Source organism: Polyangiaceae bacterium, assembly GCA_020633205.1.
Taxonomy (GTDB): Bacteria; Myxococcota_A; Polyangia; order Polyangiales; family Polyangiaceae; genus JAHBVY01.
The window spans coordinates 356,594-380,462 of sequence record JACKEB010000012.1 but is presented as its reverse complement, the minus strand read 5'-3'; the positions used below and the strand labels follow the sequence as shown (position 1 = coordinate 380,462).

Sequence of the window (23,869 nt, the reverse complement as noted above, 5' to 3'; positions counted from 1 at the left end):
GCGCCTGGCCAGTCCGCAGTTCCGTCGCGAGGAAGGTCACTCCGCCGCCAAACGTAGGCCGTGAGTGCGACTTCTTTCTTATTCGGCTGGCGTCGCGCTTGTCGCTTCCACACTCGGCGGGTGCATCCCCGGCGCAGCGCCTCGAACGGGGGACATCACTCAGCACGGCCTGGCGCTGGACGCCTCGCTGCCTGTCGTCAATTACGAGCCCCAGAGCGTGGTGCTCCACAACGGCAACCGCATCGACGGCAAGATCGCGATCTTTCCCTCACCCCAGAGCAGCATCCGCGGCAAGCTCGGGGAGCGCTTCGAGTTCGGCGGAGTCATCTCCATGGGGCGATACCTCGCGGAAGCGCGTTTCGGCCCGATTCAGGAGAGCAACGGCGCGCCCCTCTCGATCGCGTTGTCTGCGGCGGCGGGTGCGCGGGTGCTACCACCGAGCCCCTGGGCGCGTGTGGGCGTGGACATGAGCCGTCGTTTCGGCTCTTTTGCGCTCATGCTTGATAGCTACCTCAGCGTGGGCACCGAGTTCCACTGGATGAACCTTCCCGAAGACAAGGTGCCGCCCGGCGACCTTCCGAAAGAAGGACCCCTCCCCGCCTCGGCGTCCTTGGTCCGCCGCGAGCTGCGCCTGCACATTCCCTTTGGCATTGCCGTGCGGGTCAGCGAGGGCGAAAGCTCCGACGTCGATTTGCTGTTCGGCGGAAACGCCTGGTGGGTGCTGACCCACGGCGATCCCTACGACTCCACCTATCCCGACTATGAAGCGACTCGCGGCGTCGAGTTCAGCGTTGGACTGGGGTTCCGCTGAGTCTCAGTAGGGCATGAATGAGAGCCCTGTTGGCGCTGGGCGGCTGATCGCCGTCCACACCAGGTTATGGTAGTGATACGGCTTCGACGTCCCTGAGTTCGATTGGAGGTTCGGGGCAAAGGCAGTATCCCGCAGCAAGAAATAGAGCTGCCGGACGCCATTGCCTGCTCCGTCGATGTTGCTCGCGCGCAGCAGCACGTCCTCGTACTCCGTGCCGAAGTCGTTCTGCCCGAAGGCGGTCCACGTCTCCCCAGTGATCTGCGCGGAGGTCGGGCTGGCTGGGTCGTTCGCATAGCGCTTGAACTGAGAATAGACGTACTTCGAGTAGTCCGAGAGATAGCCGCTCGCGACCAGATCCTGCGCATAGAGCCCCACGTGGAGCTTCGAGTTCCCACCGTCGAGGGGAGTCAGTGCCGTGAGGAAACCGCTGTCCGAGCGACCGACGCCCCCGACGGCGCGGTCCTGAAGCGTCCCGCTCCCAGCGTTGTTCGGCGGGATCCAGTTCAAGTTGTAGGCCACCTCGACGCTCGCCGGGAACGCCTGCCGCGCGTGTTGACCGTACCCCACGATCTCGTCGGCGTAGCCCACGCCGGCGGCGTCGGGATAGTCGAGGTCGACCAGGTCGTTGATGTTGCTGGTGCCAGCCGGAGACGACTCATCGAGCACGAGCCGCTTGAGGGCGGGATGACGGCCAAAGCTCGCGCTGTTGCCCGCCGCGTCGAGGGTCAGGTTGAAGGCCGCGCGAATCGCCGGATCCCAGCGCTTCGCGGCGTACTTCACGAACTTTCGGTCGATATCGAGCACGACCCAGCGATGGGTCTCGTTGCGGTACTTCTTGCCATTCGCGAGCGTGGACGGAAAGCCTGCAGGGTCGTCGGCAGCGATGTAGCCATCGGAGAACCCCGGGGATGAATACTCGACTAGATCCTCCGGGATACATGAGACGTAGGTCGAGTGGCTCGTCTGGTTGGATGTCCCGTTCACCGTGATGGTGTGCCAGAACTTGTCGCGTAGGGTGACGGCGCCTGCGAGTGGGTACGGGCTCTGCGCGGCGTAGCGCGAGAGCGCGCTCTCCACCTCGCTCCAGTCGAAGGTGCCCGTGGACTGGGGCATCACCGTTCCCCAGTTAGCGGTCAGCAGCATGCCTTTGAAGACCTGCTTGCCGCGGTTGGTCTTCGCCCACTCATTGGCCGCATTCGCGTAGGGCACGTGGTTCGGTGCCGCGTCAGCCAGCCAGAGACCGGGCTCGCTGGGCGGACTGCTCGCGCCCGCACTTCCCCCCGAGCCTCCTCCGCCGGTTCCGCTCCCGCCAGCGCTGCTGCCGGCTGCACCTCCAACGGCGCCTGAGGCGCCGCTGCCCGAACCCCCGACCGCGCCTGCGCCTCCAACCGCACCTGCGCCTCCAACCGCAGCAGAGCCGCCACTACCAGCCCCACCCGAACCGCTGCCTCCGCTGCTTCCAAGCCCGCCTGAGCCAGCGCTGCCTCCAGGCGCTCCTGAGCCGCCTGAGCCAGCCGTGGCGGAGCCTCCCGACGCGCCGTCGGAGCCGCAGCCCACCGTCACGAACAACAAGCAGCCGACAATCACGCCACCACGGATCCTGCGCATGAGCGAATGCTGGGTTCCCGCCAAGCCTGGCGTCAAGGCGCGTCCGCTCGAGGATGCGTACTTGAATGCTGAATGTGATGGTTGCTCTGGCTTTGGGCGCTGCGGATGAGTTCTCAGTTCACATACGAGTCCGACGCCAAGCAGCTAGCTCCCCAACCGTTTCGCGAGCAACTCTTTTCCCCGCGGTATCAAGCAATGCCGCTTGACGCTTAAACTACGGCAGCTGCGGTCCGCCCCCGACGACCGTCTTCAAGCCCCAGCCGAATCGATCGGTGCAGGCGCTTCCGCTCTTCATCGTCCAGCCCATCATCTTTGAGCAAGACCTCGAGTTGCTCGCCTCGCGGTAGCACGCGCAGAGTGTAGACGGGACGCGGTCGCCCCGCAGCTCAGTTCGTCGGCCGGTCTAGCTCTTCGTCTTCTTCAAGTTATCCGCGAGGCTCTGGGTCATCGTCAGGCAGCTGTCGAGGATGAACTCGGAGCCGTCAGGGCGAATCATCAGGCAGTGCTTGATGATGGCGGTGCTGACGTTGCGGTCCTTGTTCTTGAGCGTGACGACGAGCAGCTTGTTCTTGCCGTTGTCGAAGAACAGGGACGAGCCGTTCTTGCCTTCGGAGACCTTTTCGCCCTTCCAGCCGGCAGCGCTCAGCTTGCTCATGTAGTCGGAGTCGACCTGCTCGAGCGGCTTGTCGTAGTCGACGTTGATCACGCCGCTGTCCGCCTTGCAGAGGTGCCCGCCGTCCAACACGACTCCGAGCGCCGTCGCCTCCTTGGTCGCGGGAATGTCGGTACACGGCTTTGGTTTGCCGCATGCGGGGGTGAGGGCAACCATCAGGAGCGCGCCAGCCAAGCGAATCGTCAGGTTCTGCATCGTGGCGCTTGATACGGACGGCCTACCGGAAGGCTCCCTCGCCGAACCATTTTCGCGCACAGATGCCACGAAGTCAGCGAACGAGAAGCTCGCGCCTCCACCGAGCGCAATGTACGAAGACACCCAGCGACCGCCCCTCCCCCCAACCCCCAAGCTTCGACGTATCCTCTTCGTTGCCAGCCTCGCCAGCACGCTTGGGGCGCTCGGTTGCGGCTACCTGGCGTTGAGAAGCTTCGGCCTCGCACACCTCACGGAAACGTCTTGGCGGGCGAGCAAGCGGGAAGACAGCCTAGGGATACACCGTCGTGCGGCGGGTAGCGGACCAACCAGCTGCTCCGCACGTCTCCAGCGCCCTCTGCACTTCCTTCACTGTGGGCTCCAGCGTCGCGACTACGCCGGTCCCGCGAATGACCGTCTCATCGTCACTGATGTTCATGCTCAGATCCCCGCTCGATGTTTGTAGCTGGTAGTTGTCTCTCGCAAGTCCCGACGTCAGTGGCCTACCTGCCGACGTGTATCTGACGTGGGCGACTGTCGCGCAATTGCGCAGCGCCTGCTCCACGCACTTGGGGGAGAATGGGATCCGGTTCACCGAGACCCACTCGCTGTACGGAAGCGGTGGAGGCGGCGGTGGCGCTGTGCTCTTCAAGTAACTGGTCGAACCTGCGCACCGAGGATCGTGAGCATCGTGGGAAGCGCCACCAGCCCCAAGACGATGCCGATCTGAGCTCGGAGGCCAAGCATGAGGCTAGTCTAGCATCTCAGGCCGTGCACCCCAACGAACGGTGCCCCCTCGAAGACCGCGCGGCACCGTGCCGGGCCCTATGGGCTAACGTCGTGATTTTGTTCGGACCCAGGCGGGCTCGTCTGAGGAACGCGATCGATTCTCAAGACAGCTCCCCGATACAACCACACTCGGACCGCCGCGCCTTCACGGAGCACGCCGCCATAGGCAATCGTCTGATGGTAGGCGGGAGTGGAACGAAAATGGTCGATAACGAACTCCTCATCACCGAGGCGCACGACGTCACCCAGGTCATGACCCTCCCACGGTTGAACATGATCGAGATGCACGGTCCCTTCGACGACTCTGCATTTGCCTTCGGCGTAGGCTCGGTAGAGCCGGTCCTGCCGTTTCGCGCTGTCATTTGCTTGGAACGCACCAAGAACCGAAAATCCGATGCCGGTAATGAGCAGCGCGACTCGCTCAGACTTACGTAGTCCGGTGGAGGCAAGAACAGTGCTCCGTTCGCCAATTTCTTTCGGAGCGAAGATCGCAAAGATGGCCAGCCCGACGCCCAGCAGCACCAACCCCATGGGTTCCGAAAGCCCCTCCGAACTGGAGATCACGAAGAGCGTTTCGCTCATGTCTCATTTCCACAAGGTTACTCTAAAACAGTTGAGTCAACTGAAGTCGGCGTGGCGCTGGCAGGCGCGTCCGCTTCCATTGGTCGGTCGATGCGCAGGACGGCACCAGCGTAGACCCAGACGCGAAACCACTCGCCTTCACGCAACAGGCCCCCATGTGCGACAGTCGTCCCGTAAGCCGGGGAGTGGCCGATGTTGAACGACGCATCTCCGACGCTTCCGAACTCACCGATGTCGTGACCGTCGATGGGTTCCTCATGCTCCAAGTGCACCACGCCCTCCACCACTTCGCACCTCCCTTCAGCATAAGCCCGGTAGAGCGCTTCATGCCTCCCTTGGGATGCCACTGTGTCCACTGCTCCCAGCGCAGCGAGGATCACCCCGATGATGATCGGTGCCACCCAACGCAACAACTCCTGACGCTTGCGATTCCACACACCGTAGGCGACGAGCAACATACCCACCACGATGAACGGGATCATGTCGTAAAGCGTCCTCGGGGGACCAATGACAAACAGCGTCTCGTACATTATCCGTTCCCCGAGGCGCGGCTACGCGGTAGCGAGTGATAGCTCACGGAGCAACCGCAGGGAAACGCAATCCATTTCGAGCGCACCGCGTTCGGATCCCGAGTCTCGCAGTCTTCGACGCATGCGCCTGCTACGCCTACACTGCAGCAAGCATTGCGCCTACGGCAGCCGTCGGTCCCTTCAACCAAGCAGCCGAGCAAACTCTTCCTTGAACGGATCCGGCAGGAAATTGGGGGCTTCGCGCCCGGATGACCCGGGGTGCTGGTGCGTGGTAGCTTGAAAGCCGAGCGCCCGGGGTATGACCAGCAACCACTTCCCCACCTTTCAGCGTTGGCTCAGCATCGTCCTGGGCTGGCTGACTGAACCCGCGAGTCCACGCCGACAGCGGCAGCTCTACTGGCTGGTGAGTTTGGGGGCGCTCGCGGGTGCCGTGTATCACCTCACACGGCCGGGGGAGCCGCTGTTCCCCTTCGACGACTCGTACATCACGCTGCACAACGCCCAGGTCCTGCTCAGGGGACAAGACGCAAGCTATCCCGGAGTCTCCGCGCTCTATGGCACCACGAGCCTGCCCCATGTGGTGTTGGTCGCGCTGGCGCTCCTCGTGTTAGCGCCGCCCCACGCGCTGCTGCTCACTCAGTGGCTGGCGGTGCTGCTGTATGCGCTTGGCTTGCTGCGGCTCTGTTTCATGCATCGCACCTCGTGGGTGTTCGCTGCCGCGCTGACCGTCACGGGCTTGGGCGTCGGGCTCAGTGTGCATCAGCTGTTCAACGGGCTTGAGACGGGGCTCGCGTTGGCCGGCATCGTGTGGGCGCTGGTACTCAGCGGCCCCGCAGCGCCAAGACGCCCAGCGCTGCTTGGGTTGTTGCTCGGCGTCCTACCATTTATCCGCCCGGAATTGCTTGCGCTCAGCGCTCCGCTGGGTTTGCTTGCGATGTACCGCGTGTATCGCGCACGCCGCTCCTGGAAGCCGGCGTTGGCATTGGCTGGCTTCGCGGCGCTCGGTGCGCTACCCTGGCTTCTAGCCTACGGCGTCGCAACTCACAGCCTGGGGCCGGCAACGGTCAGCGCCAAGCAAGCCTTCTTTGCCCAGGGTTGCGCCCCTGATGCCATCAGATTCAGCCATGCCTGGCGGGCAGCACTTGAGTTTGGGGGGGAGGTTGGCCCCTGGTTCTGCCTGGGGGCGCTGCTCGGGCTCTTCAGCGCGCCGGGGCGCATTGCCCTGGGGTTCATGCTCGTGTTCTGGACAGCATACTACATGCGTTTCCCTGGGGCATTGTCCCACTACGAGCACCGCTACTTGTACGTGTTCGTGCCGCTCTTGGCCTACGGCTTCATCCAAGGCGCAGCTCAGCGGTGGCGCTACGTCGCGCTTGCAAGCACTACCGTACTGCTGGGTGTCGCCGCGGGAGTCGTGAGCCACGATATCTCGGGCGGGCTGCGTCAAGCGCGCGGCTCGCGGCACTTTACCGAGACGGAGCTGGCGGGGCTCGCGCGCTGGGCGGAACAAAACCTGCCAAAGGACTCACCCACCGCGATCCACGACGCGGGTTACCTGGCGTACGCCACGGACCTGCCGTTAGTCGACGTCGTGGGGTTGAAGACGCCAGACGCCGTCCCGCTGCACCAACGGCTGACGCGACCGAGCTGCGGAGCGCAGCGGGCGGAAGCGGTGCTGGAGATAGTACGGCGCCACGGCGCGCAACACTTGATCGTGTATCGCAACGCGTTTCGGTTAGAACCGGGGCTGAAGCAGTCGGGTTGGCACCTCGAGCCCGTGGGACCTCACCCAATCCAGGGAAAGCCCTACGAGAACTGGACGCCGCGCTACGTGGTCTACCGGATCATTCCGCCGGGAAATTGACTACTCATCCACGGCAGGGATGTCTCGCAACGCCTCCGGCAGCTGAGCGCGGATCCCCGCGACAATTTCCGCTGCCTTGTCTTTGCCAAGCGCGGCCGCCACAACGTCTTTCGCGGCCTGGTCGCGCCGCGAGGCGACCAACACCTGGGTGTAGAGCTGGGCGATGCCTTGGGACTTTGGGTCGGCCTTGTAGGCTTTTTCGAGGCCCCTCGCCGCGACGCCGTACGCGCCGAGATCTGCGGCGACTTGGGCCATGAGTACCTGGCGCTGCTCCTGCGGCAGCTCACGCGCGCGAGCGTGGGCCTGCTTTGACCGCGCGATGCGAGCTTTCAGCTCACCCAGGGCCTCGGGAGTGCTGGCGCTGCGGTGAACCTCCTGCAGCCTGGCCTCGACTCCGAGCCAGCGGTCGGCTTCGGCCCAGTCGTGGGCGCGCGCCGCGGCCAGGGCAAGGTTCATCGCGTTGGCGACGCGCGCTTCGTCCTCGGCGGGGATCTTACGTAGGTAGGCCTGAGTCTGGAGTTGGCGGCCAAGGCGCGAAGCCAGGAGCGCGAGTTCTCCCCGCAAGCGCGGCCCTTGCCGGCCGATCAGCGCCGCGTAGGTTTGAGGGTCGATCCCGAGGCGGCCTCCGTTCGGGGGATAGCCTGCCTCGAGCTCTGCGAGCTCATCGTAGAGCGCGGTGAGGCGCTTGGTGGCGCCGTCCGGCAGGAAACCAGCCTCAATCCCGCGCATTTCAACGATCGTGCTGGCCTGATCCGACGGGAACGCAATCAAACGGTAGCGCCGACTCTGAGGGCTGAGGGACGCGACGTAACGCCTGTAGGCCTCCTGAGTTTCCCCTTGGGCCGCCAGCCGGCGTGCGGTTTGCCGCAGGGCAATGGGAGAATCGGGGCGCAGCGCGTACTCGTGCTCCCAGAGATCCGCCTCTCGCTGCATGGGACCGAGCCGGGTCCACAAGAGCCCCACGTACGCTATCCCGACCCCTACCGCGAGGAGCCGCGCCGGCTGCTGCGACCAAGCCCTGAGGGCGGCGTCAGACCACAAGCGCAACAGCCCGCAGACCAGGAAAAACAGCGGCAAATACAGGAAGCGATCCGAGGCGGTGGACGGCACCCCCGTCAGGCGAAAATTCAACAAAGGTCCGAGGAAGGCGACCGCAGTAAGCAGCAACGTCGCGGCTCCGCGATCCTTGCGGAAAGCATGCACCACCAGCGCCGTGTACAGCAGGACCAGCGCGCCACCCCCAATCAGAATCCAGAGCGGCACCTGCACCACGCCGTCGATTATCACCAGCGGGCGATAGAAGAACGTCTGCGGCCAAGGAATAAAAATTCGCTCGGCATACGCCCATACCGTGAGCAAAAAGTACTTCGGAGTAAGGCTGCCGCTACTCTCGCGAACCGGAAACACGGCGAGGCGCCAGACCAGGTACGCAACGGGTAACACGCTAAAGCCCGCGACGGCGAGGCGTTGCTTGGCACGCTGCTTGGCCGGCAACGCACCGGCGCTCGCGAAGTACTCGACCAGGAACAGCAGCGGCAGAAAGGCCCCGCCCTCCTTGGAGAGACACGCGGCCGCGCTGCTCAGGGCGGCCAGCGCAAACCACAACGCCGAGCGCCGCCCGGCGAACCCGCGACGGACGCAGAGTACCGCAAGGAAACAAAACAGCGCCAGCATCACGTCTGTGCGCCCGGAGACCCACATCACGTTCTCCCAGCGTGAAGGGTGAAGCGCAAACAGCACCGCCGCGACGATGACCAAGCGTCGGTCCGCGAGCCAGCGCTCGGCGACGCGGAACGCCGCGAACACCGCCCCGGCGTGCAGCGCGACGTTCGTCAGGTGAAACACCCAGGGCGCGCCCGCCGCCATCAGCCAGTTCAGTGTGTACGTCACGGAAACGAGCGGGCGGTAGTAGCGCAGCACGTTGGACTGATCGAGTTCCCGGGTGGCCCAGAAGTGCTGAAAGAACGCCTTGCCCAATGCGGAGGGTTGCTGCAGGTCCGAGTTTTGGCTGATCAGGAGCAAGTCGTCGAAGACGAAGCCGAGCAACACGCTCGGCAGGAACACCACGGCGGTAACCAGCACCAGCGTCGCAGCCGGTCGTTTCCCCAAGCGTTCGAGCATTACCCAGAGCCTACTCCAAAAAGCAAAACCCCCGACCAGAGGTCGAGGGTTTTGAAGCGGTCACCCGTTGAGGGTGGGAGAGCCAGAGCTCACTCCTCGGGGTTGCTCTCCGCGATATTCGGAGCGATGGTCACGACGCGCTCGTTGGCCACGGCCTGGATGCTGCCGTTCAGAGCGAAGCGCGAGGTCACGTCGTCGGCGTCGAGGTCGCCCTCCGCCGTCGCGGTGAAGGTCTCACCCGCGGCACCCGTGGTGCCAGACGCGCTGTAGCCGTACATGTAGTACTGAGGCGCATCCATGGAGAACTTCAGGCACTGCCAGCCCTCGTTGGCGGTACCGTTGTTCCAATCGGCAGGGCTAGACTGAAACTTCTGACCTTTGATACTCGCAGCTGCCGCGGGCACCTTTGCGCCGGCGCTGGCGCAGAGCCGGTTCACGATACCGGTGGTGCCACCGAGGGTGAGCACGGACGGGTTCATCTGCTCGCGCTGGAAGGCTGTGGTCGCGTCCTTACCCAGCTGGCCGAGGGAGTTGCGAGCTTCAGCCGTCTTCGAGTTCTTCATGTAGCGGCTGACGCCGTAGATGGCCAGTGCCGCGAGGATACCGACGATGACGACGACGATCATCAGCTCGATTAGGGTAAAGCCGCGCTTGGTGGTTCGAAGGGCACGCATCATCATGGTTTCTATGTCTCCTCGCGGGGCTGGTTCTGCTCGCAACAGCCCCGCGTGCTGCTACTCGCTTTGCTAATTTTGCCGCCAGATTTTCCGGCAGGATTTTTGGGGGAGAGGAGCTACTCGCCCTCGCCCTCGAAGTAGATTTCAGAGGTCTGACTCGAGCTGATGTAGATCGAGAGCACACTGTCACCATCGAAGTCGGAGCTGGCCCGCACCACGTACCAGGGTTCGCTGTTGCCAACGTCCGGGTACTTGAAGCCCGAGGCGACTCCGGGATCGGTCAGTGAGCCACCGATGCCTGCAGTCGTCGCGTAGCCAAACTGTACGGGACCAGCGGCTTCCACGCCGAGCTCGTTCCAGCGGGCGTAGTCACCGTGACTCGGGTTATTCCAGGCGGATTTGATCTCCCCCGGGGCTCGGGGGTAATAGCTGGTAAGACCTGACTGCTGAGAAACGTTGAGGTACTGAAACGTCTCCGCCTTGTAGGCCTCTTGGGCAGACTTGATGGAGCCGATCATGTGAATGGCTTCGTTGGACTTGGAAGCCAGCAGGTACTTGCGCACGCCGATCACGGCGAGGGTCGCCAGGATCCCCACGATGATGACCACCACCATCATCTCGATGAGCGTGAAGCCGCGCGCTCGAGAAGTTCGATGAAGGGAGAGGCTCATGTGGTTCGCCGGAGCCGAGGGGGCAGCCCTCGTTGGCTCGCACGTCCATAAGCACCTGCCGTGCCAGAACCTTGAGGCGCGCGGGTCCAGTACCGCGCAGGCAGTGTTTCGGCTTCTTTTATAGGGGATCATGAATTAGCTCCTGAACGAGGGGACGGAACCCGTTCAGGGTGCCGCAACTTGCAGACCGTGCGGCGACAATTTGCGGCACCCCCGTCGCGGGAAGCCAGCCGCGATTTGTCACCTGCCGTTTGGGAAGGTGCACACATAGACACACACGCTCACAGGCGGAGCCCGAGGCTCCGCCCCCAGTCCGTGCGGAGGACACTAACCTGGCAGCGTGAGCTTGTAGAGCACCGCCAGGATGTGCTCGAGCCGCCCCAAAACAACCTTGCAGTCCGCAGCGCTGAGGTAGCCCCAGGCCTGAGCCACCTGCAACGCGCTGCGCGTCTCGCTCGCGGAGCCGGCTGCGGTCTGGTAGCGCTGCTGCCGGTGACCACCGCTCGAGAGCTCCCCCTCGGCGATGTTGAGGGCAATGCTGGACGCGCTACGCGAGATTTGCCTCGCAAGCGCGAGATCTACGCGACGCAACCGCGGCATCAACGGCCGCAGGAGCGAGATCACCTCGATAGCAGTTGCATGAATCCGTAACGACATATCCATGCCCTTTCCGCCCCGTCGGCGGGGATGTCCCCGAGCCCCCCGACGACGGGGCGGAAAGGAATGGGACAGGGACGGGGTCAGGGGCAGGCAGATCTCAAACCGTGAGGAAACGCAGCAAGCGCCAGTGACAGGCAAAGCCTGGCACGCGCTTGCTCGCTGACGTGTCCCCGCCCCTCCCAACAGCCCCGCGAAAACCCAACAGAAGCGGCCGCGCGCGAAGCGCCGCGGTCAAACCAGCCCGAAACAAACCGACTAAAAGCGGCCGCGCGGTCAAACCCAACCGCAAACGACCCGGATCAAAAGCGGCGCGCGCAAAGCGCCGCGATCAAACCAAACAGCCCGGAACAACCCCAAAAAGCGGCCGCGCGCAGCGCGCCGCGGTCAAACCCAAACGGAACAACCCAACAAGCGCGGTCGCGCGGAGAGCGCCGCGGGCGGAACACACCCCTAAACAAAGCGGCAAGCGCTAGTGACAGGCGGAGCCTGGCAGGCGCTCCTGCTCTCCAGCTGCACCGCCCTGCTCTTCTGCGGAAGCGCCGTGGCGACAGATGCCGTTGCACCGAACCAAACCGCCTCGCTCACGCTGCTCTGCGTGGTTGGCGGCTACCACCTGGTTGGGCAATGGATCTCGGGCGCGATCGTTACCCGTTTCCGCGGGGAGTAGCTACTCGCCGTCGTTCACGCGAACGATCTCGCTCGAGAAACTCGACGCCGCATACCTGCCGTAAGTCCCATCCGCGTCGAGGTCGCCCTGAGCGTAGATCACGTACCAGGCATCATTGATGTTCGCCGCCGCGGGCCAGGTCACCGTGATCCCCGGGGTCATCGCCGCGGTTGGCGCGGTGAGCGCTCGCCCGGCACGCACCATGTATCCGTGCTGCACCGAGGTGCTCACGGTGGGATTCAGCTGCTTCCAGCGGCTGTAGTCGGTGTGTCCGGACTGAAACCAGTTGTACTTGGTCGTGTTCGGCGTCCCCGTGGGGTACAGCGTGCCCGACGTACTTACATCCAGGTACACCATGTTCTCCGCCCGGAATCGCTCCTCGCCGCCGCGGATCCCTTCGATGACGTGCATCGCCTCGATCGACTTGCTGGTCACGAGCCAGCGCCGCATGGCGACGAGTGCAAGCGTCGCTAGGATCCCGACCAGGACCACGACCACCATCACCTCGACCAAGGTGAAGCCGCGGGCGCGCTGAGGGCGATTCAAGAAACGCTTCGAGATCATGGATTGGGACCCGTGCTGCACGAGCCATTCCAACCCGCGCCTTTCCGCAACAGCCAAGAGTTTAGCCGTTTCAGCGGCGGTTTGGCCACTTGCCCGCGGCGTTTCGCAACGCCGCTCCTCTCCCCCCCTGCGCAAAAAGGTCAGAGGAGGACGCGATTGGTCACCAGCGCGCGCGCCGCGCCACCTCAACGGGCGACTACGCTGGGAGGACCGCTGTCGGGATCGTCGTCGTCTCCACCCTCGTTGTCGCTGCCGATGCTGTGCTTCTGTAAGCGGTAGCGCAGCGAGCGAAAGCTCACGCCCAGCAGCTTGGCAGCCTGCTTGCGCACGCCGCCGGTGCGATCGAGCGCTGCTAGCAGCAGACGTCGCTCCACCTCGCCCACCACGTCGTCCAAGTTGCAGCCACCTTCCGGCAGCTCCACGAGGCTCGTTGCGGAACCACCCGCAGCCCCGCTGATCTCCGGCGGGAGATCCCCAAGCCCGATGCTGCGGCCCGGAGCGAGGGCGACGGCGCGCTCCATCACGTTCTCCAGCTCACGCACGTTCCCCGGGAATTCATAACGTTCCAGCGCTCGGAGGGCGTCCGGGGTGAGGCCAACGACGTCTTTGCCCATCTCCTCCGCAAAGCGCCGAACGAAGCGCTCGGAGAACAGGGCGAGATCCTCGCGTCGCTCCCGCAGCGGCGGCAGCTCGATGCGGATCACGTTGAGGCGATAGTATAGATCCTGGCGGAAACGCCCGCCGGAGACGTCGGCCTCGACGTCCCGGTTCGTGGCTGCCAAGAGCCGCACGTCGACCTCGACCTCCTGAGTGGAACCAACCGGGCGCACGCGACGCTCCTGAAGCACGCGCAGCAGCTTGACCTGGAGGCTCAGAGGTAGCTCACCCACCTCGTCGAGGAGCAACGTGCCGCCGGCAGCCTCTTGGAAGAGCCCGCGATGACGCGCGCTGGCACCGGTGAAGGCGCCCTTTTCATGGCCGAACAGCTCGCTTTCCATCAGGTTTTCTGGAAGCGCGCCGCAGTTGACGACCAAAAACGGCTTGTCCGCGCGGTCCGAGCGATCGTGAATGGCTCGAGCAACGCGCTCCTTGCCGGTGCCGCTCTCCCCGGTGATCAGCACGGTGGTTCGGGCCTTGGCGATGCGCTCCACCAGGTCGAGCACCGTCTGCATCGCGCGGCTCTTGCCGATCAGCGTCTTGTCGCTCTTGCTGCCCATTTGGGCGCGGAGCCGCTGGTTTTCCGTGACCAGCGCGTTCTTTTCCAGCGCTTTGGCGACCAGCGCCGCGAGCTCCTTGGGCTCGAACGGCTTGGTGACGAAGTCGTACGCCCCGCCACGCATGGCTTCGATGGCGTTTTCCAGCGTGGAGTGAGCGGTGATCAGCACCACCTCCGTCGCCGTGTTGCGTTGTTTCGCAGCCGCCAGCACCTCGAGTCCGCTGCCGTCAGGCATCGCCAAGTCCGTGAGAACAACGGGGAAAGGCCGCGGGCTCTGGGTCAGCGCTTCCTTCGCTCCCTGGACGCCAGGCGCCGTGACGACATCGTATCCCTCGCGGCGGAACAGGATGGACAACATCTGCCGCAGGCCGGGCTCGTCGTCGACCACCAGGATGCGCGTGGGAGGCGGCGGGAGGGAATCCATCAGCCTCAGACATATCACGTTGTGCCTGTGTGTGAGATCCGCGCTAAGCTGGCTCTTACTTACTTAGTCTGAACGATGAAATACCTGACCCAGCATGCCCGCACTGTGTGTGGGCAACACCGCAGCGCGGCGGGTTGGCTCTCCCAGTCTCGACGGAGACCCAGCCGCGACCGAGTGGCTCATCCTCAACCCAAGTCGCGAGGTCCGGCCCTAACCGGGGTGGCCCTGGCCGTTCTGGCGCTGAGTGCACTCCCTGCCTGCGGGGCGAGCGACGCCGAAGACATGGCGGGCGTTGGCGCTTCCGGCGGCTCCGGAGGAACAGCCGGCCAAAGTGGCGCTGCGAGTATCGACTTCGACTCGACCGGCACCCTCGAGGTCGCTCCCCTCGCCGCGATTGAACTCACGGTTCAGGTGCGTCCAGCCGGCGCGCACAGCGTGCGCTTCAGCCTGACCGGGGACTCACTCGATGCGTCTCTGGCCGCCACCGAAGTGGCAACCGACGCAAACGGCGTCGCCACCACAACGCTGTTCGCGCCCAGCAGTGTCACGAGCTTCAACGTGCGCGCGTCTGTCGGCACTGAGGTCAGCGCTTCACGGACTGTTTCCGTATCGGAACAAGGCTTCGGTGCCCTGCGCATCAAGCCGCAGTACGCGGGCAACCGCGACATCAGCAGCTGGACCGCCAGCGTGCACCCCGGCAGGCGCTGCAGCGACCTCGCAGGGAACCCGCCGCCAGATGGCGCGCTCTGGACCACCGTTTCCCCGGGGCAAACGATCGAAATCGAGTCGGTGCCCGCCGGCACGTACGCTGCGGTGACGCTGCGGGCGAGCCAATTCGCCGGTGGTTGCAGCGACCTGTCCGGTGTACTGGCGGGCGAAACGAAGTCCGTCGACGTCACCGTGATCAACCGCCCGCTCCAGCTGTCAGAGACGGATCTGGACATGACCCTTGGGCTCGATGACCTGAGCTACGACTGGGAGCTCGGCCTCGACAGCGCTCGAGCGAGCGCGAAGTCTGCCCTGCTCGGCGGTGCGCAGTCCGACGTGGACGCGCTGCTCAACGCCATGGCGGCGAGCCTACCCGCTGCGGAGTCGGCGCTCTTCCAGACCAATCGGGACTCAGGCGCCTGGGACTCCCAGGTGTCCGCATGGCTCGGCGCAGACGCTCACGAGGTACTGCGCTCGACCCTCGATCAGTGGTTCGAAGCCAGTGCGCAGCGGCTCTCGGGAGATCGGGTGCTCTACGGCAAGCTCCAAGCGGTGGGCAGCACCCCCGGCTGGGGAACGTGGCGCCTGGAAGAGGTCGCCGGGTTGTCTCCCACCAAAGCGGGTTTCCCCCCGGATATTGGCAAGCTCAGCTTGAGCGCAGACCCGGACGACTCGTTGCTGCTTGGCGGCAGCTTCTACTTCTTCCCTTCCCGCCTGGTGGTGAGCGCTGCAGAGCAACAGGCGGTCAGCGTCAGCAGCAACGCGGTCAACGCACCTGAGGCACTCGCGGAGGTCGTCGACTGCGACGGCCTGGGCGCGGAGCTCGCCGGTCAGGGCGTGCTGTTCGATGGTTGTGACGGGGTCTGCGGCGCGGTGGCTTGCCGCGCGGCCCTCACCACGCTGTTCACTCGCGCGCGGGACGCCTCGGCGGATGCGCCGGCTACCCTCACCTTCAGCGCTGCGGCCGCCACGGAGATCGACGCCGAGGCGCGCCCCACGGGCTTCCAAGGCACCTGGGTCGGGGAAATTGCTAGCAGCTACGAAGCTCCCCTCAGCGTCTCCGGGAGCGCTGAAGGCGCGCAGTCCATCCCACCACAGTGATTTTATGGGCCCTCAGCCTTGGATTTTTGGGGTGAGGTAGTTCCGCAAGGAACCGAGAGCGCTACCTAGCCGCCGACGCGGCGCCACGCCAGGCGCGCCTCGATCGCGAAGGCGTACGCCACCAGGGCGTCCTCGATGGGTAGCGCGCCGCCTGAGCGTGCGTCCCGGGCGATGGCGCGAAACTCGAGGTAGCGCTGGCCTTGTAGGCCGAGCATCAAGGCGACGACGGCGGGATCCCGCGGCGCCTCCTTCTGGCTGACCAGGTTGGCGGCGGCGGCGAAGGTACGAGTGACCAGATGCTCCGCGTGTTCCACGGCGTGGGTGGTGTCTCCCGCCGCCAGGGCCGCCTCGAGCTGCCGCACGACGCCGTGCTGAGACTTGGGAAACAGCACGGCGTAGCTGAACGCGGCTAGCGGATTTCGCAGCGAAGCTGGCGGCAGATCGAGCTCTTCCACCACGGGTACCAAGGGACGCTGACTCGAAGCGGCTGGGCGGCGGCCACTCGAGCCGGCGCTGCTCGGCGACGGCCCGGTGCTGCTCGGCGAGGGCGCGGCGCTGCTCGGCGACGGCCCGGTGCTGCTCGGCGAGGGCGCGGTGCTGCTCGGCGGCGAGGACGGCGTACGGGAGCCCGAGGCCGGGGCATCGACGTCTAGAGTTTCCCCACGGCTTTGGATGCCGCTCTTGACCAGCTCCGCATCGAGGGACGGAACGCTAGGAAACTCACGGCGGCGTCGCAGCCGCGGAGGATCGTCGCTTGGGGGTTCAGCGGCCTCGCGGGAGCCAAAATCAGCCACGCTGCGCGCCATGTCTTCGCCCAGCATGCTGTCCGGAGCGTCCGTCAGGCGCGGCAAATCGTCTTCACTGTCCGGCGTGCCGATCTCGGGCATGCGCTGGGAGAGTGCCGTTGGCTGCTCGCTGTCGAAGCGCTGGGGAGAGGCTTCGGGGTTCGACTCAGCGCGCCGCAGCGCCTCCGTGAGGCCGCCCTCAGGCACCTGGAGCGCCGAAGACGGCACCTCGCCGCTCTCGGGCATTCGGCGCTCGAAGTCTTCGAGCACCAAGCGGGTGATGCGATCCAGCGCCTCGAACACCCCACCGCCCGAGGTCGCCGTCGTCTCGAAGCTGGGGACTCCGCGCGGATTCAACTCCGCCTCCAGCTCCGTAACAGGGCGCACTTCCCGCAGGTCGCGCTTGTTGTACTGCAGCACCAGCGGCAGCTCGCTCAGTACGCGGCCGTGCTCCTTGAGGTTTTCTTGGAGGTTTTCTAGAGACTCGAGGTTCGCGTCCCGGCGCCCACGTTGGGAATCAGCGACGAACACCACGCCGTCTGCGCCGGTGAGCACCAGCTTGCGAGTGGCGTTGTAGTAGACCTGCCCCGGCACCGTGAAGAGCTGCAACCTCACCCCCATGCCCCGCATGTTCGGCACGCGAATCGGCAGGAAATCGAAGTAAAGCGTGCGATCCACAGGGGTCGCGAGGCTCACCATCTTGCCGCGATACTCAGGCTTGGTCGCGGTGTGGATGTGCTGCAAGGTGGTGGTCTTCCCACCTAGACCCGGGCCGTAATACACGACCTTGAAGACGAGCTCCCGCGCGAGCGGGTTAACCACGGGCATCGGCCGCGCAGATTACACTGAGAGCGATCGATCGGGGAAAGCAATGCTGGATGCGCCGGAAAACCCGCGGCACGGGAGGTGTTTCAAGGCGGATTCACCACTGGTCTTCTTGTGACTCCGCATCCCGCATGTAGCCCCAGACTGGCGACAGCTGACTGAGCACCAGCGAAGCAACCACCGCGGCGACCCCCAACATCGCGACGTAGTTCAGCACGCGGTGGGTGAGCGGGTAGCGACGTTCGACGCCGAACAAATAGCCCATCGCAACGCCAACCAGCGCGCCACCGACGTGGGCGACGTTGTTGACTCCGCCCCCGCCCATCCCGCCGCCAATCAACCAGGAAAGCACCACGAACAGGATCAGGCGCGAGAGGTGGTCTCGCCAGAGCGAGTTCTTGCGACCGAGGGAGTAGCCAACCAAGCAGCCAAACAGGCCGAACACCGAACCACTAGCCCCCCCGGTCAGCGGCATCGGCCCAAGCAGCAGGTTGCCGATGAAGCCCCCAATTCCCGACAGGAGGTAGGTGATGGTGAAGCGCGACGTGCCGAGCTCGGGCTCGAGGGACCGCCCGAGGCTCCCGAGCCACATCATGTTGAACAGGATGTGCAGGAAGCTGAAGTGAAAGAACACCGCGCTCAGAAACCGCCACCACTCACCGACCACGATTTGGTGCAGCACCCCAGCGCGCAGCATGGAGGAGCCTTGGAGTCCGCCTCCTCCACCGAATCCCAAAGGCAACCCCGCGCCCTCAGCGCGGCTGTTGTCGAGCAGCATCAGCGCAAAGCTCGCAACGTTGATGCCGATGAAGAGCTTCGTTACCCAGAGCTCGCGGCCGAGCAGGCTCTGGACCAGATCCCGCGAGGCGCGCCCGAGTGGGCCCGGGAGTGGCTGCTGGCACTGATGGCAGTGGCTTTCGCCTATCGAGTTGATCGTCCCACAATAGGGGCATTTCGGGGCAGCCACAGGCCTCGGGGTGTCGCAAGGTTGGCGGGCCAAAGCAAGCCAATCAGCCCTTTTTGTCACTTCGATGCTGAACGGCCGTAAGGCCTTCCAGGGCCTCGCGTTAGAGGGGCATGAACCCCAGCGCGACCCTGAATTCCTGGCAGAACGTGCTGCCCGCGCTGTGGAACGGCCCCGCTCGCACAGAACCGGCACCGCCGTTCAGCTGGGAGCGCTATGCCCAGACGTCGGCTGAACCGTCGTCGAAGCGCATTATTCCCAAGGCGGACGAGGCGTGTACAGTGCGCGCCGTGGAGTGGGACGCGGAGGCACTGGAAGCGGAGCGGGAGCTTTGTGCTCGCGCCCACGCTGGTGATCGCGCCGCCATGGGTGAGCTCCTGAAGACCTACGGTCCCAAGCTGTTTCGCTCGCTGCTGCTGCCGAAGCTCGGCAACCACGCGCTGGCTGAGGAAGCCCTCTCCGCGACTTATATCAAAGTGGTGGAACGCTTCGATCGCTTCACCTGGCAAGACGTCGGGGTCTACCCCTGGTTGCGCGTGGTCGCGATGCGAGTGGCTCTGGACATGCTACGCAAGAAGAAGCGTGAGCGCTTGTTCGAGCCACAAGATCTGGAGCGCGAAATCGAGGCCTCCGAGGCAAATCCCCACAAGACCCCCGACGCCCTGGAGCGCCACGACCTCGCGGTGGCTCAAGACCGCGTCAAGCGCGCGATGAGCCGCATCAATCCCCGCTACGCCCAAGTCATCCAGCTGCGTATCCTCGAGGAAAAGTCCCGCGAGGAAGCCGCGGCGGAGCTCGGCGTGAGCGTGGGCACCCTGGACGTGGTCTTGCACCGCGCCATGGCGGCCCTCAAGAAGGCGACCCTCGCCGATGGAGCAGACTCATGAGCCCCCGCGACTCCAAGCCGAAGCTGTCCGTGGTCACTTCCGACCAGAAGTCGACGCGCAGCTTGGTCGAGGGCACGGACGCGCCCCGCGGCGAGCAAGCCCAGGGCACGGATCCGTCCCTCTCTGAGCGCGACCTCGAGTGGCTGGCCCTCGAAGAGGAGACGCCCGACGACGCAGAATGGCTCAGCGAAGAGGCAGAATCTGACTTCGCCGAACAGCTCCGCGCAGCGTTCAGTCCGCTGGAGCTCTCCCGTCAGCTGAACCAAGCCTTGATCGAGCTGGCGCTGGAAGATCCCTTCGCCGAGGCCGACGAGGAGGAGCAGGCAGAGAGCGAGCGCCTCAGGGAAGCCTTGGATTTGGGGGAGAGTCACCCCCTGGCAGACCTAGCGCGCAGCGTTCACGCGGCCGCAGACCCCGGCCGCATCGATGCCGTACGGAATCAAGAGCTGCTCGAGGCAGCGCTGGCAGGCGCGGACCGCGGCTCGAAGGGCGGCAACGCCAAGGTGATCCGCGTGGCGTTCGGCGCCGTGACAGCGGTGCTGGCTGCAGCTGCCGGGATGCTGCTCTGGGTGCAGACGCAAGGCGATGCCCCCAACGCTGCCCCCTCGAGCATCCAAGCCGCGTCGCAAGAGCTCGCGGTGTCGCGCTCAACGGCTTCGCTATTCCACGAAAAGTTTGACACCAAGCACACTTCGGAGCGCGTCGACCGCATCGCGATGGCGCGCGCCAAGGAGCTTCGCAAGAATCGCTACGCGAGTTGGGGGGCAAGGTGACCGCGCTCTTCACTCCCCGCTTCAAGCGCTGGCTCGCAGCCATCGCGCTCACCGGATTCGTTGCTGGTTTCGCTGCCTGCAAGGGCGAGTCGTATGACGAAGCGCCCCCGGTGTGCGCCTCGGCGCCTGACGGGCAGCCCGTCAGCCCAGCGCTGCTCGCCTTCCTGTCGCGCGCCCGCAGCGCTCATCACTCGGCGGACCAGCTGGAGGAGGAGTCTCCCAAGGTCGCCATCGAGAAGCTGCAGGCGCTCGTCGACGGACCAGTTCCGGGAGGCAATGCGCCGCTGGCCGAGGCAAGCGAAGTGCTCGCAGATACGTACGCCCGGCTCGCGGACTTGAAGAGCCAAGACGGCAGCTTCGAGAACGCACTGAAGGACATCGAGAGCGGCCTCGGTCACGCCAAGCAAATCAGCTACTTCCGCGGCCACCTGTTCGAGGTGCGCGGCTTGGTGGAGGAGCGCCGCGCCAAGCAGCTCGAAGGCAACGGCGACGAAGCGGGCGCCAAGGCAGCCAAGCAGCGGGCGCTCGAGGCTTTCGAGCAGTCGATGGACATTCAGGAGAAGGTGATCGAACAGAACCTGCCGGAGCAGACGCCATGAGGCGCGGGTGCGACGGTCTAAGGCTCCACCGGCTCATCGCAGGCGCCGCCCTCAGCCTTTCCGCGGCGCTGCTCAGCGGCTGCGGCGCCGGCGCAGCGCCGACCCAAGAGGCCGAGCCACCGCAGTCTCCAGGCTACCCGCAGCAGCAATATCAGCACCCAGGCACGACGGGGCCTGCTCAAGGACAGCCTGGCTACCCGGCTGCGCCCGGCGCCACGACGGAGGGGCCGATGGACTTCTCCGAGCCCCCGGAGCCGAGCACCTTGGCGGAGTGGGAGGCGTACTTCGAGCGCAACGCGAACAGCCTCGCTAGCGGTTTTCAGTGCTTTGAGGCCTGCCGCGCGCTCCAGAGCTTGGAGCGAGCCCAGAAGCGGATCTGCGAGCTCCTTGCGGGCGGCGACGACCCGCAAAACCGCTGTGAGCGCGCGAAGGAGCGCGTGGCAGCGGCGAAAAGCCGCGTGGAATCTCAGTGTCAGTGCCCGGCGACGCCGTGAGCGAGGCGCAGGAGCTCGCGCTGCGAGACGTTCGCGAAGGCGGGAGCTGGTCGCAACGCCAGCGCATGAAAAACGCAACGCTCAGGGCGCTGGTGCGGACGGCGCTCTGGCTTGCGGATCGACTCCCGCGCTCTTGGCTGATCGGGCTGCTCGGTGGCGTGGGCGGCTTGGTGCACTTGGTCTCTCGGGAGCTTCGGGAGCGGACCCAGCGACACTTGCGACGCGCGGATCTCGACCCCGCCTTGTCCGGCGTAGTGTGGCGAAATTGCGGGCGGAACCTGGGGCGCTGCCTGCTGCTGCGTCGAGGGGGCGCGCTGAGCGACGCGGTGGAGCTCAACGCTGAGAGCGCCCAGTGCCTCGACGATGCGCTGGCGGAGGGGCGTGGGGTCGTGTTCGTCAGCTTGCACCTGGGTCCTTTCGAGTGGCTGGCCGCGAAGATCGCGGAGCATTGGCAAGCGGCGGGTCGTGGCTCCCCGGGTCCAGCGATCTTGGTGCGCGAGAGCTACGATCCGGGTCTCGACCCTTTCGTCGACCAACATCGCGTGGGACGAGGCCTGGAGGTGATCCATCGGGGTAAGCCAGGCGCTTCCGCGCGCATCCTGCGGGCGCTCAGACAGGGTCGCCCGGTTGGTTTCCTCCCGGATCTTGGCGGACGCGTGCGCTCGGAGCAGGTACGTTGGCTCGGCGGCTTGGCCGAGCTTCCAATCGGTCCCCTACGCCTAGCAGAGCGCACTGGAGCGCGACTTTTGATCGGCTACCTGGAGCCAAAACCTGACGCCGGATTCGCATTGCGGATCGCTCCCTCCAAAGCGCTCCTCTCCGACCATCCGAGCCAGGCGCTGGCTGCGGAGCTGGAAGCGCGGATCCGTCGGCATCCGACGCACTGGCTCTGGATGGGACTCAAGTAGCACAGGCCCTCCCCCACCTGGACGATTGCTTCCAAGCGTTAGCCCGGTCTAGATTCCCGTTTCGCGGCAACTCGGAGCGCTTCGGACCCTGGTCTCGAGCGCGCCGAACGGCAGCGGCCGGGTGCAGAAAGCCGAGCGACTTCGCATCGTCGAAGCCGTCGGGAAAACGCGAACGAAAAGCTCCCACTCGGCGTTAGGCTTGAGGACTCTTGGCAGACGCTGTGAAAAACCCAAGCAGCACGACCCCTCAGATGGTTCCGGGGGTGGACATGCGCAGCCTGCCCATCGGGCCGGAAGAGGCGTTCGTGCTCTCGCGCGTCGATGGCAGGAGCCCGCTCACGGAGATCGCCGCGTCTACCGGCATGACTCCAGAGCACGTGTCCGAGATCCTCACGCGGCTCGCCCAGCTCGGCGCCGTCGTCTACGGGGACGCGAAGCCGGCGCCCAAACCCGTAGCGGAGCCCTCGGAGATCCAGGGCGGTGCGAAGCTCAACCACCCGGTGATCGAGACCGTCGAGGAAGTGCACGCGAGCAGCGCCCACCCCGCGGCCGCGCTCTACGACCCGAGCGAACTCGATGAAGAGGTCGAGGTAGACCTGCAGCGCAAGCGCCAGATCCTCGACACGTTCTATCGTCTCGACAGCTCGGACTATTACCAGCTGCTCGGCGTCGAACGCCACGCGGAAAAGAAAGAGATCAAGGGTGCCTACTACGGCGTCGTGAGCCTGTTCCACCCGGACAAGTACTTCGGAAAGCAGCTCGGCAGCTTCAAGCCAAAGCTCGAGCGCATCTTTCAGACGCTCACGGAAGCCCACGACACGCTGACTCGCAAGGCGACTCGCCAGGAATACGATGCGTACCTGACCAGCCAGGAGCGCACGCGGGCACTCGACAACATGATGACTGACGACCGGCGCCGCGCGCGTGAGGTCAATGAAGTGAAGCGCCTGATCGAGCAGCAAGCGCGCGTGCTCGAACGAGCCTCGGCGCGACCGCCGGCGCCCAATCGCGGCTCCTCTCCCCCTCCCCCACGCAAGAGCGAACCGCCAGACGACGCTGCGCGGCGCAAACAAGTCGCTCGCAAGCTAAGAAGCTCGGTTCCGCCGGGAGCCATTTCGAGTAAGCCCCCACCGAGGGGCGGCGGCGTACAGGAAATCGTCGGTGACGATCTGCGTCGGCGCTACGAGGACCGTCTCTCCCAGGCGCGAGACAGCCAGATCGATCACTACCGGCGCGCTGCGGAGACCGCGCTCGAGGCGAAGGATCCGGTGTCTGCCGCCAACGCTCTTCGAATCGCGGTTGGGCTCGCTCCGGACGATGCGGACCTCGCAGCCCATTTCGAAGACGTCCAGGCTCAAGCCAACGCCGCGCTCGCCGAGAGCTACATCGAACAAGCTCAATACGAGGAGCGCAACGGCCACTTCGCGGAAGCTGCGCTGAGCTACGAGAAGGCAGCGCGAGGTCGACCGGGTGGCTTCCGTCTCCTGGAGCGCGCGGCCCACTGTTTGATCGAAGCCAACGTCAACGCCCGCAAAGCCGTGGAGCTCGCGCGCAAAGCGGTCGAGCTGAACAACGAGCGAGTCGACCTTCGGGTGACCCTCGCACGCGCGCTGTTGGCAGCAGACATGAAGCAGAGCGCCCTGGCTGAGATCGAACGCGCGCTGCAGATCGATTCCAACGACGAAACGGCTCAGGACTGGCTCAAGCGACTGAAGCGCGAAAGCTAACCCGCCGTTCACTTGCTGAAGTGCGTCGCTAAGCGTGTAGTGAGTGGTA

Annotated in this window: 22 protein-coding genes and 1 pseudogene; 10 read left to right on the top strand and 13 right to left on the bottom strand. The window is 65.2% G+C overall.

Annotated elements, in window-relative coordinates; all coding sequences use genetic code 11:
* Positions 1 to 64 precede the first annotated feature (64 nt).
* On the top strand, positions 65 to 811 hold the full coding sequence (locus H6718_13715; GenBank protein MCB9586454.1) for a hypothetical protein: 747 nt from the start codon (positions 65 to 67) through the stop codon (positions 809 to 811).
* A gap of 3 nt (positions 812 to 814) precedes the next feature.
* Here the strand turns inward: H6718_13715 and H6718_13710 are convergent, their stop codons facing one another.
* From H6718_13710 to H6718_13690, 5 genes are all read right to left on the bottom strand, one after another.
* Positions 815 to 2,419 carry a hypothetical protein gene (locus tag H6718_13710; protein MCB9586453.1) on the bottom strand — a complete coding sequence of 535 codons (1,605 nt, stop codon included), beginning with the start codon at positions 2,417 to 2,419 and terminating at the stop codon, positions 815 to 817.
* A gap of 403 nt (positions 2,420 to 2,822) precedes the next feature.
* Entirely contained in the window at positions 2,823 to 3,287 is a 465-nt protein-coding gene (locus H6718_13705; GenBank protein ID MCB9586452.1) for a hypothetical protein, read from the bottom strand.
* A gap of 289 nt (positions 3,288 to 3,576) precedes the next feature.
* Positions 3,577 to 3,723 carry a hypothetical protein gene (locus H6718_13700; protein MCB9586451.1) on the bottom strand — a complete coding sequence of 49 codons (147 nt, stop codon included), beginning with the start codon at positions 3,721 to 3,723 and terminating at the stop codon, positions 3,577 to 3,579.
* Positions 3,724 to 4,109: 386 nt separating this feature from the next.
* The gene (locus tag H6718_13695; GenBank protein ID MCB9586450.1) at positions 4,110 to 4,655 is read right to left on the bottom strand and encodes a hypothetical protein; all 546 of its coding nucleotides are present in this window, start codon (positions 4,653 to 4,655) and stop codon (positions 4,110 to 4,112) included.
* 17 nt (positions 4,656 to 4,672) lie between these two features.
* On the bottom strand, positions 4,673 to 5,137 hold the full coding sequence (locus H6718_13690) for a hypothetical protein (GenBank protein ID MCB9586449.1): 465 nt from the start codon (positions 5,135 to 5,137) through the stop codon (positions 4,673 to 4,675).
* Between the two features lie 346 nt (positions 5,138 to 5,483).
* Here H6718_13690 and H6718_13685 point away from each other — a divergent pair, with 346 nt between their 5' ends.
* Positions 5,484 to 7,049, top strand: a complete 1,566-nt coding sequence (locus H6718_13685) for a hypothetical protein (protein ID MCB9586448.1) — start codon at positions 5,484 to 5,486, stop codon at positions 7,047 to 7,049.
* Here the strand turns inward: H6718_13685 and H6718_13680 are convergent, their stop codons facing one another.
* The 4 genes from H6718_13680 to H6718_13665 all read right to left on the bottom strand — a co-directional run bounded on the left by H6718_13680 (position 7,050) and on the right by H6718_13665 (position 11,175).
* Positions 7,050 to 9,170, bottom strand: a complete 2,121-nt coding sequence (locus H6718_13680; GenBank protein ID MCB9586447.1) for a hypothetical protein — start codon at positions 9,168 to 9,170, stop codon at positions 7,050 to 7,052.
* A gap of 89 nt (positions 9,171 to 9,259) precedes the next feature.
* The gene (locus H6718_13675; protein ID MCB9586446.1) at positions 9,260 to 9,844 is read right to left on the bottom strand and encodes a prepilin-type N-terminal cleavage/methylation domain-containing protein; all 585 of its coding nucleotides are present in this window, start codon (positions 9,842 to 9,844) and stop codon (positions 9,260 to 9,262) included.
* 119 nt (positions 9,845 to 9,963) lie between these two features.
* A complete protein-coding gene (locus H6718_13670) occupies positions 9,964 to 10,518 on the bottom strand; it encodes a type II secretion system protein (GenBank protein MCB9586445.1) in 555 nt (184 codons plus the stop codon).
* A gap of 327 nt (positions 10,519 to 10,845) precedes the next feature.
* The gene (locus H6718_13665; GenBank protein ID MCB9586444.1) at positions 10,846 to 11,175 is read right to left on the bottom strand and encodes a four helix bundle protein; all 330 of its coding nucleotides are present in this window, start codon (positions 11,173 to 11,175) and stop codon (positions 10,846 to 10,848) included.
* Between the two features lie 475 nt (positions 11,176 to 11,650).
* On the opposite strand from H6718_13665, the gene H6718_13660 reads away from it, so the two are divergent.
* Complete coding sequence (locus H6718_13660) at positions 11,651 to 11,845, top strand: hypothetical protein (protein MCB9586443.1); 195 nt, start codon at positions 11,651 to 11,653, stop codon at positions 11,843 to 11,845.
* Here H6718_13660 and H6718_13655 read toward each other — a convergent pair whose 3' ends face one another.
* Complete coding sequence (locus H6718_13655) at positions 11,846 to 12,409, bottom strand: prepilin-type N-terminal cleavage/methylation domain-containing protein (GenBank protein MCB9586442.1); 564 nt, start codon at positions 12,407 to 12,409, stop codon at positions 11,846 to 11,848.
* Between the two features lie 185 nt (positions 12,410 to 12,594).
* Positions 12,595 to 14,049 (bottom strand): sigma-54-dependent Fis family transcriptional regulator, encoded by a 1,455-nt coding sequence (locus H6718_13650; GenBank protein ID MCB9586441.1) that lies wholly within the window; start codon positions 14,047 to 14,049, stop codon positions 12,595 to 12,597.
* A gap of 219 nt (positions 14,050 to 14,268) precedes the next feature.
* On the opposite strand from H6718_13650, the gene H6718_13645 reads away from it, so the two are divergent.
* Complete coding sequence (locus H6718_13645) at positions 14,269 to 15,858, top strand: hypothetical protein (GenBank protein MCB9586440.1); 1,590 nt, start codon at positions 14,269 to 14,271, stop codon at positions 15,856 to 15,858.
* A 1,043-nt stretch (positions 15,859 to 16,901) separates the two neighbouring features.
* Here the strand turns inward: H6718_13645 and H6718_13640 are convergent.
* Positions 16,902 to 17,471 (bottom strand): annotated as a pseudogene (locus H6718_13640) (GTPase domain-containing protein).
* Between the two features lie 94 nt (positions 17,472 to 17,565).
* Positions 17,566 to 18,435 (bottom strand): rhomboid family intramembrane serine protease, encoded by an 870-nt coding sequence (locus H6718_13635; GenBank protein ID MCB9586439.1) that lies wholly within the window; start codon positions 18,433 to 18,435, stop codon positions 17,566 to 17,568.
* A gap of 110 nt (positions 18,436 to 18,545) precedes the next feature.
* Here H6718_13635 and H6718_13630 point away from each other — a divergent pair, with 110 nt between their 5' ends.
* The 6 genes from H6718_13630 (at position 18,546) to H6718_13605 (ending at position 23,820) form a co-directional block, all read left to right on the top strand.
* Entirely contained in the window at positions 18,546 to 19,319 is a 774-nt protein-coding gene (locus H6718_13630) for a sigma-70 family RNA polymerase sigma factor (protein ID MCB9586438.1), read from the top strand.
* Positions 19,316 to 20,092: a hypothetical protein gene (locus H6718_13625; GenBank protein MCB9586437.1), complete on the top strand. Its 777-nt coding sequence runs from the start codon at positions 19,316 to 19,318 to the stop codon at positions 20,090 to 20,092. Before H6718_13630 ends, H6718_13625 begins: the two co-directional genes overlap by 4 nt.
* Complete coding sequence (locus tag H6718_13620) at positions 20,089 to 20,691, top strand: hypothetical protein (GenBank protein MCB9586436.1); 603 nt, start codon at positions 20,089 to 20,091, stop codon at positions 20,689 to 20,691. Before H6718_13625 ends, H6718_13620 begins: the two co-directional genes overlap by 4 nt.
* A complete protein-coding gene (locus H6718_13615; protein ID MCB9586435.1) occupies positions 20,688 to 21,185 on the top strand; it encodes a hypothetical protein in 498 nt (165 codons plus the stop codon). Before H6718_13620 ends, H6718_13615 begins: the two co-directional genes overlap by 4 nt.
* A complete protein-coding gene (locus H6718_13610) occupies positions 21,161 to 22,093 on the top strand; it encodes a lysophospholipid acyltransferase family protein (GenBank protein ID MCB9586434.1) in 933 nt (310 codons plus the stop codon). The genes H6718_13615 and H6718_13610 overlap by 25 nt, the downstream gene beginning before the upstream one ends.
* Positions 22,094 to 22,302: 209 nt before the next feature.
* On the top strand, positions 22,303 to 23,820 hold the full coding sequence (locus H6718_13605) for a DnaJ domain-containing protein (GenBank protein MCB9586433.1): 1,518 nt from the start codon (positions 22,303 to 22,305) through the stop codon (positions 23,818 to 23,820).
* Positions 23,821 to 23,869: the final 49 nt, after the last annotated feature.

What these genes read in the sequence shown, in the direction of transcription:
- H6718_13665 (MCB9586444.1), bottom strand. Translation starts at nt 11,175, where the DNA reads ATGTCGTTACGGATTCATGCAACTGCTATCGAGGTGATCTCGCTCCTG.
- H6718_13615 (MCB9586435.1), top strand. Translation starts at nt 20,688, where the DNA reads ATGAGGCGCGGGTGCGACGGTCTAAGGCTCCACCGGCTCATCGCAGGC.
- H6718_13655 (MCB9586442.1), bottom strand. Translation starts at nt 12,409, where the DNA reads ATGATCTCGAAGCGTTTCTTGAATCGCCCTCAGCGCGCCCGCGGCTTC.
- H6718_13710 (MCB9586453.1), bottom strand. Translation starts at nt 2,419, where the DNA reads ATGCGCAGGATCCGTGGTGGCGTGATTGTCGGCTGCTTGTTGTTCGTG.
- H6718_13630 (MCB9586438.1), top strand. Translation starts at nt 18,546, where the DNA reads ATGAACCCCAGCGCGACCCTGAATTCCTGGCAGAACGTGCTGCCCGCG.
- H6718_13705 (MCB9586452.1), bottom strand. Translation starts at nt 3,287, where the DNA reads ATGCAGAACCTGACGATTCGCTTGGCTGGCGCGCTCCTGATGGTTGCC.
- H6718_13695 (MCB9586450.1), bottom strand. Translation starts at nt 4,655, where the DNA reads ATGAGCGAAACGCTCTTCGTGATCTCCAGTTCGGAGGGGCTTTCGGAA.
- H6718_13625 (MCB9586437.1), top strand. Translation starts at nt 19,316, where the DNA reads ATGAGCCCCCGCGACTCCAAGCCGAAGCTGTCCGTGGTCACTTCCGAC.
- H6718_13690 (MCB9586449.1), bottom strand. Translation starts at nt 5,137, where the DNA reads ATGATCCCGTTCATCGTGGTGGGTATGTTGCTCGTCGCCTACGGTGTG.
- H6718_13650 (MCB9586441.1), bottom strand. Translation starts at nt 14,049, where the DNA reads ATGGATTCCCTCCCGCCGCCTCCCACGCGCATCCTGGTGGTCGACGAC.
- H6718_13685 (MCB9586448.1), top strand. Translation starts at nt 5,484, where the DNA reads ATGACCAGCAACCACTTCCCCACCTTTCAGCGTTGGCTCAGCATCGTC.
- H6718_13675 (MCB9586446.1), bottom strand. Translation starts at nt 9,844, where the DNA reads ATGCGTGCCCTTCGAACCACCAAGCGCGGCTTTACCCTAATCGAGCTG.
- H6718_13670 (MCB9586445.1), bottom strand. Translation starts at nt 10,518, where the DNA reads ATGAGCCTCTCCCTTCATCGAACTTCTCGAGCGCGCGGCTTCACGCTC.
- H6718_13680 (MCB9586447.1), bottom strand. Translation starts at nt 9,170, where the DNA reads ATGCTCGAACGCTTGGGGAAACGACCGGCTGCGACGCTGGTGCTGGTT.
- H6718_13700 (MCB9586451.1), bottom strand. Translation starts at nt 3,723, where the DNA reads ATGAACATCAGTGACGATGAGACGGTCATTCGCGGGACCGGCGTAGTC.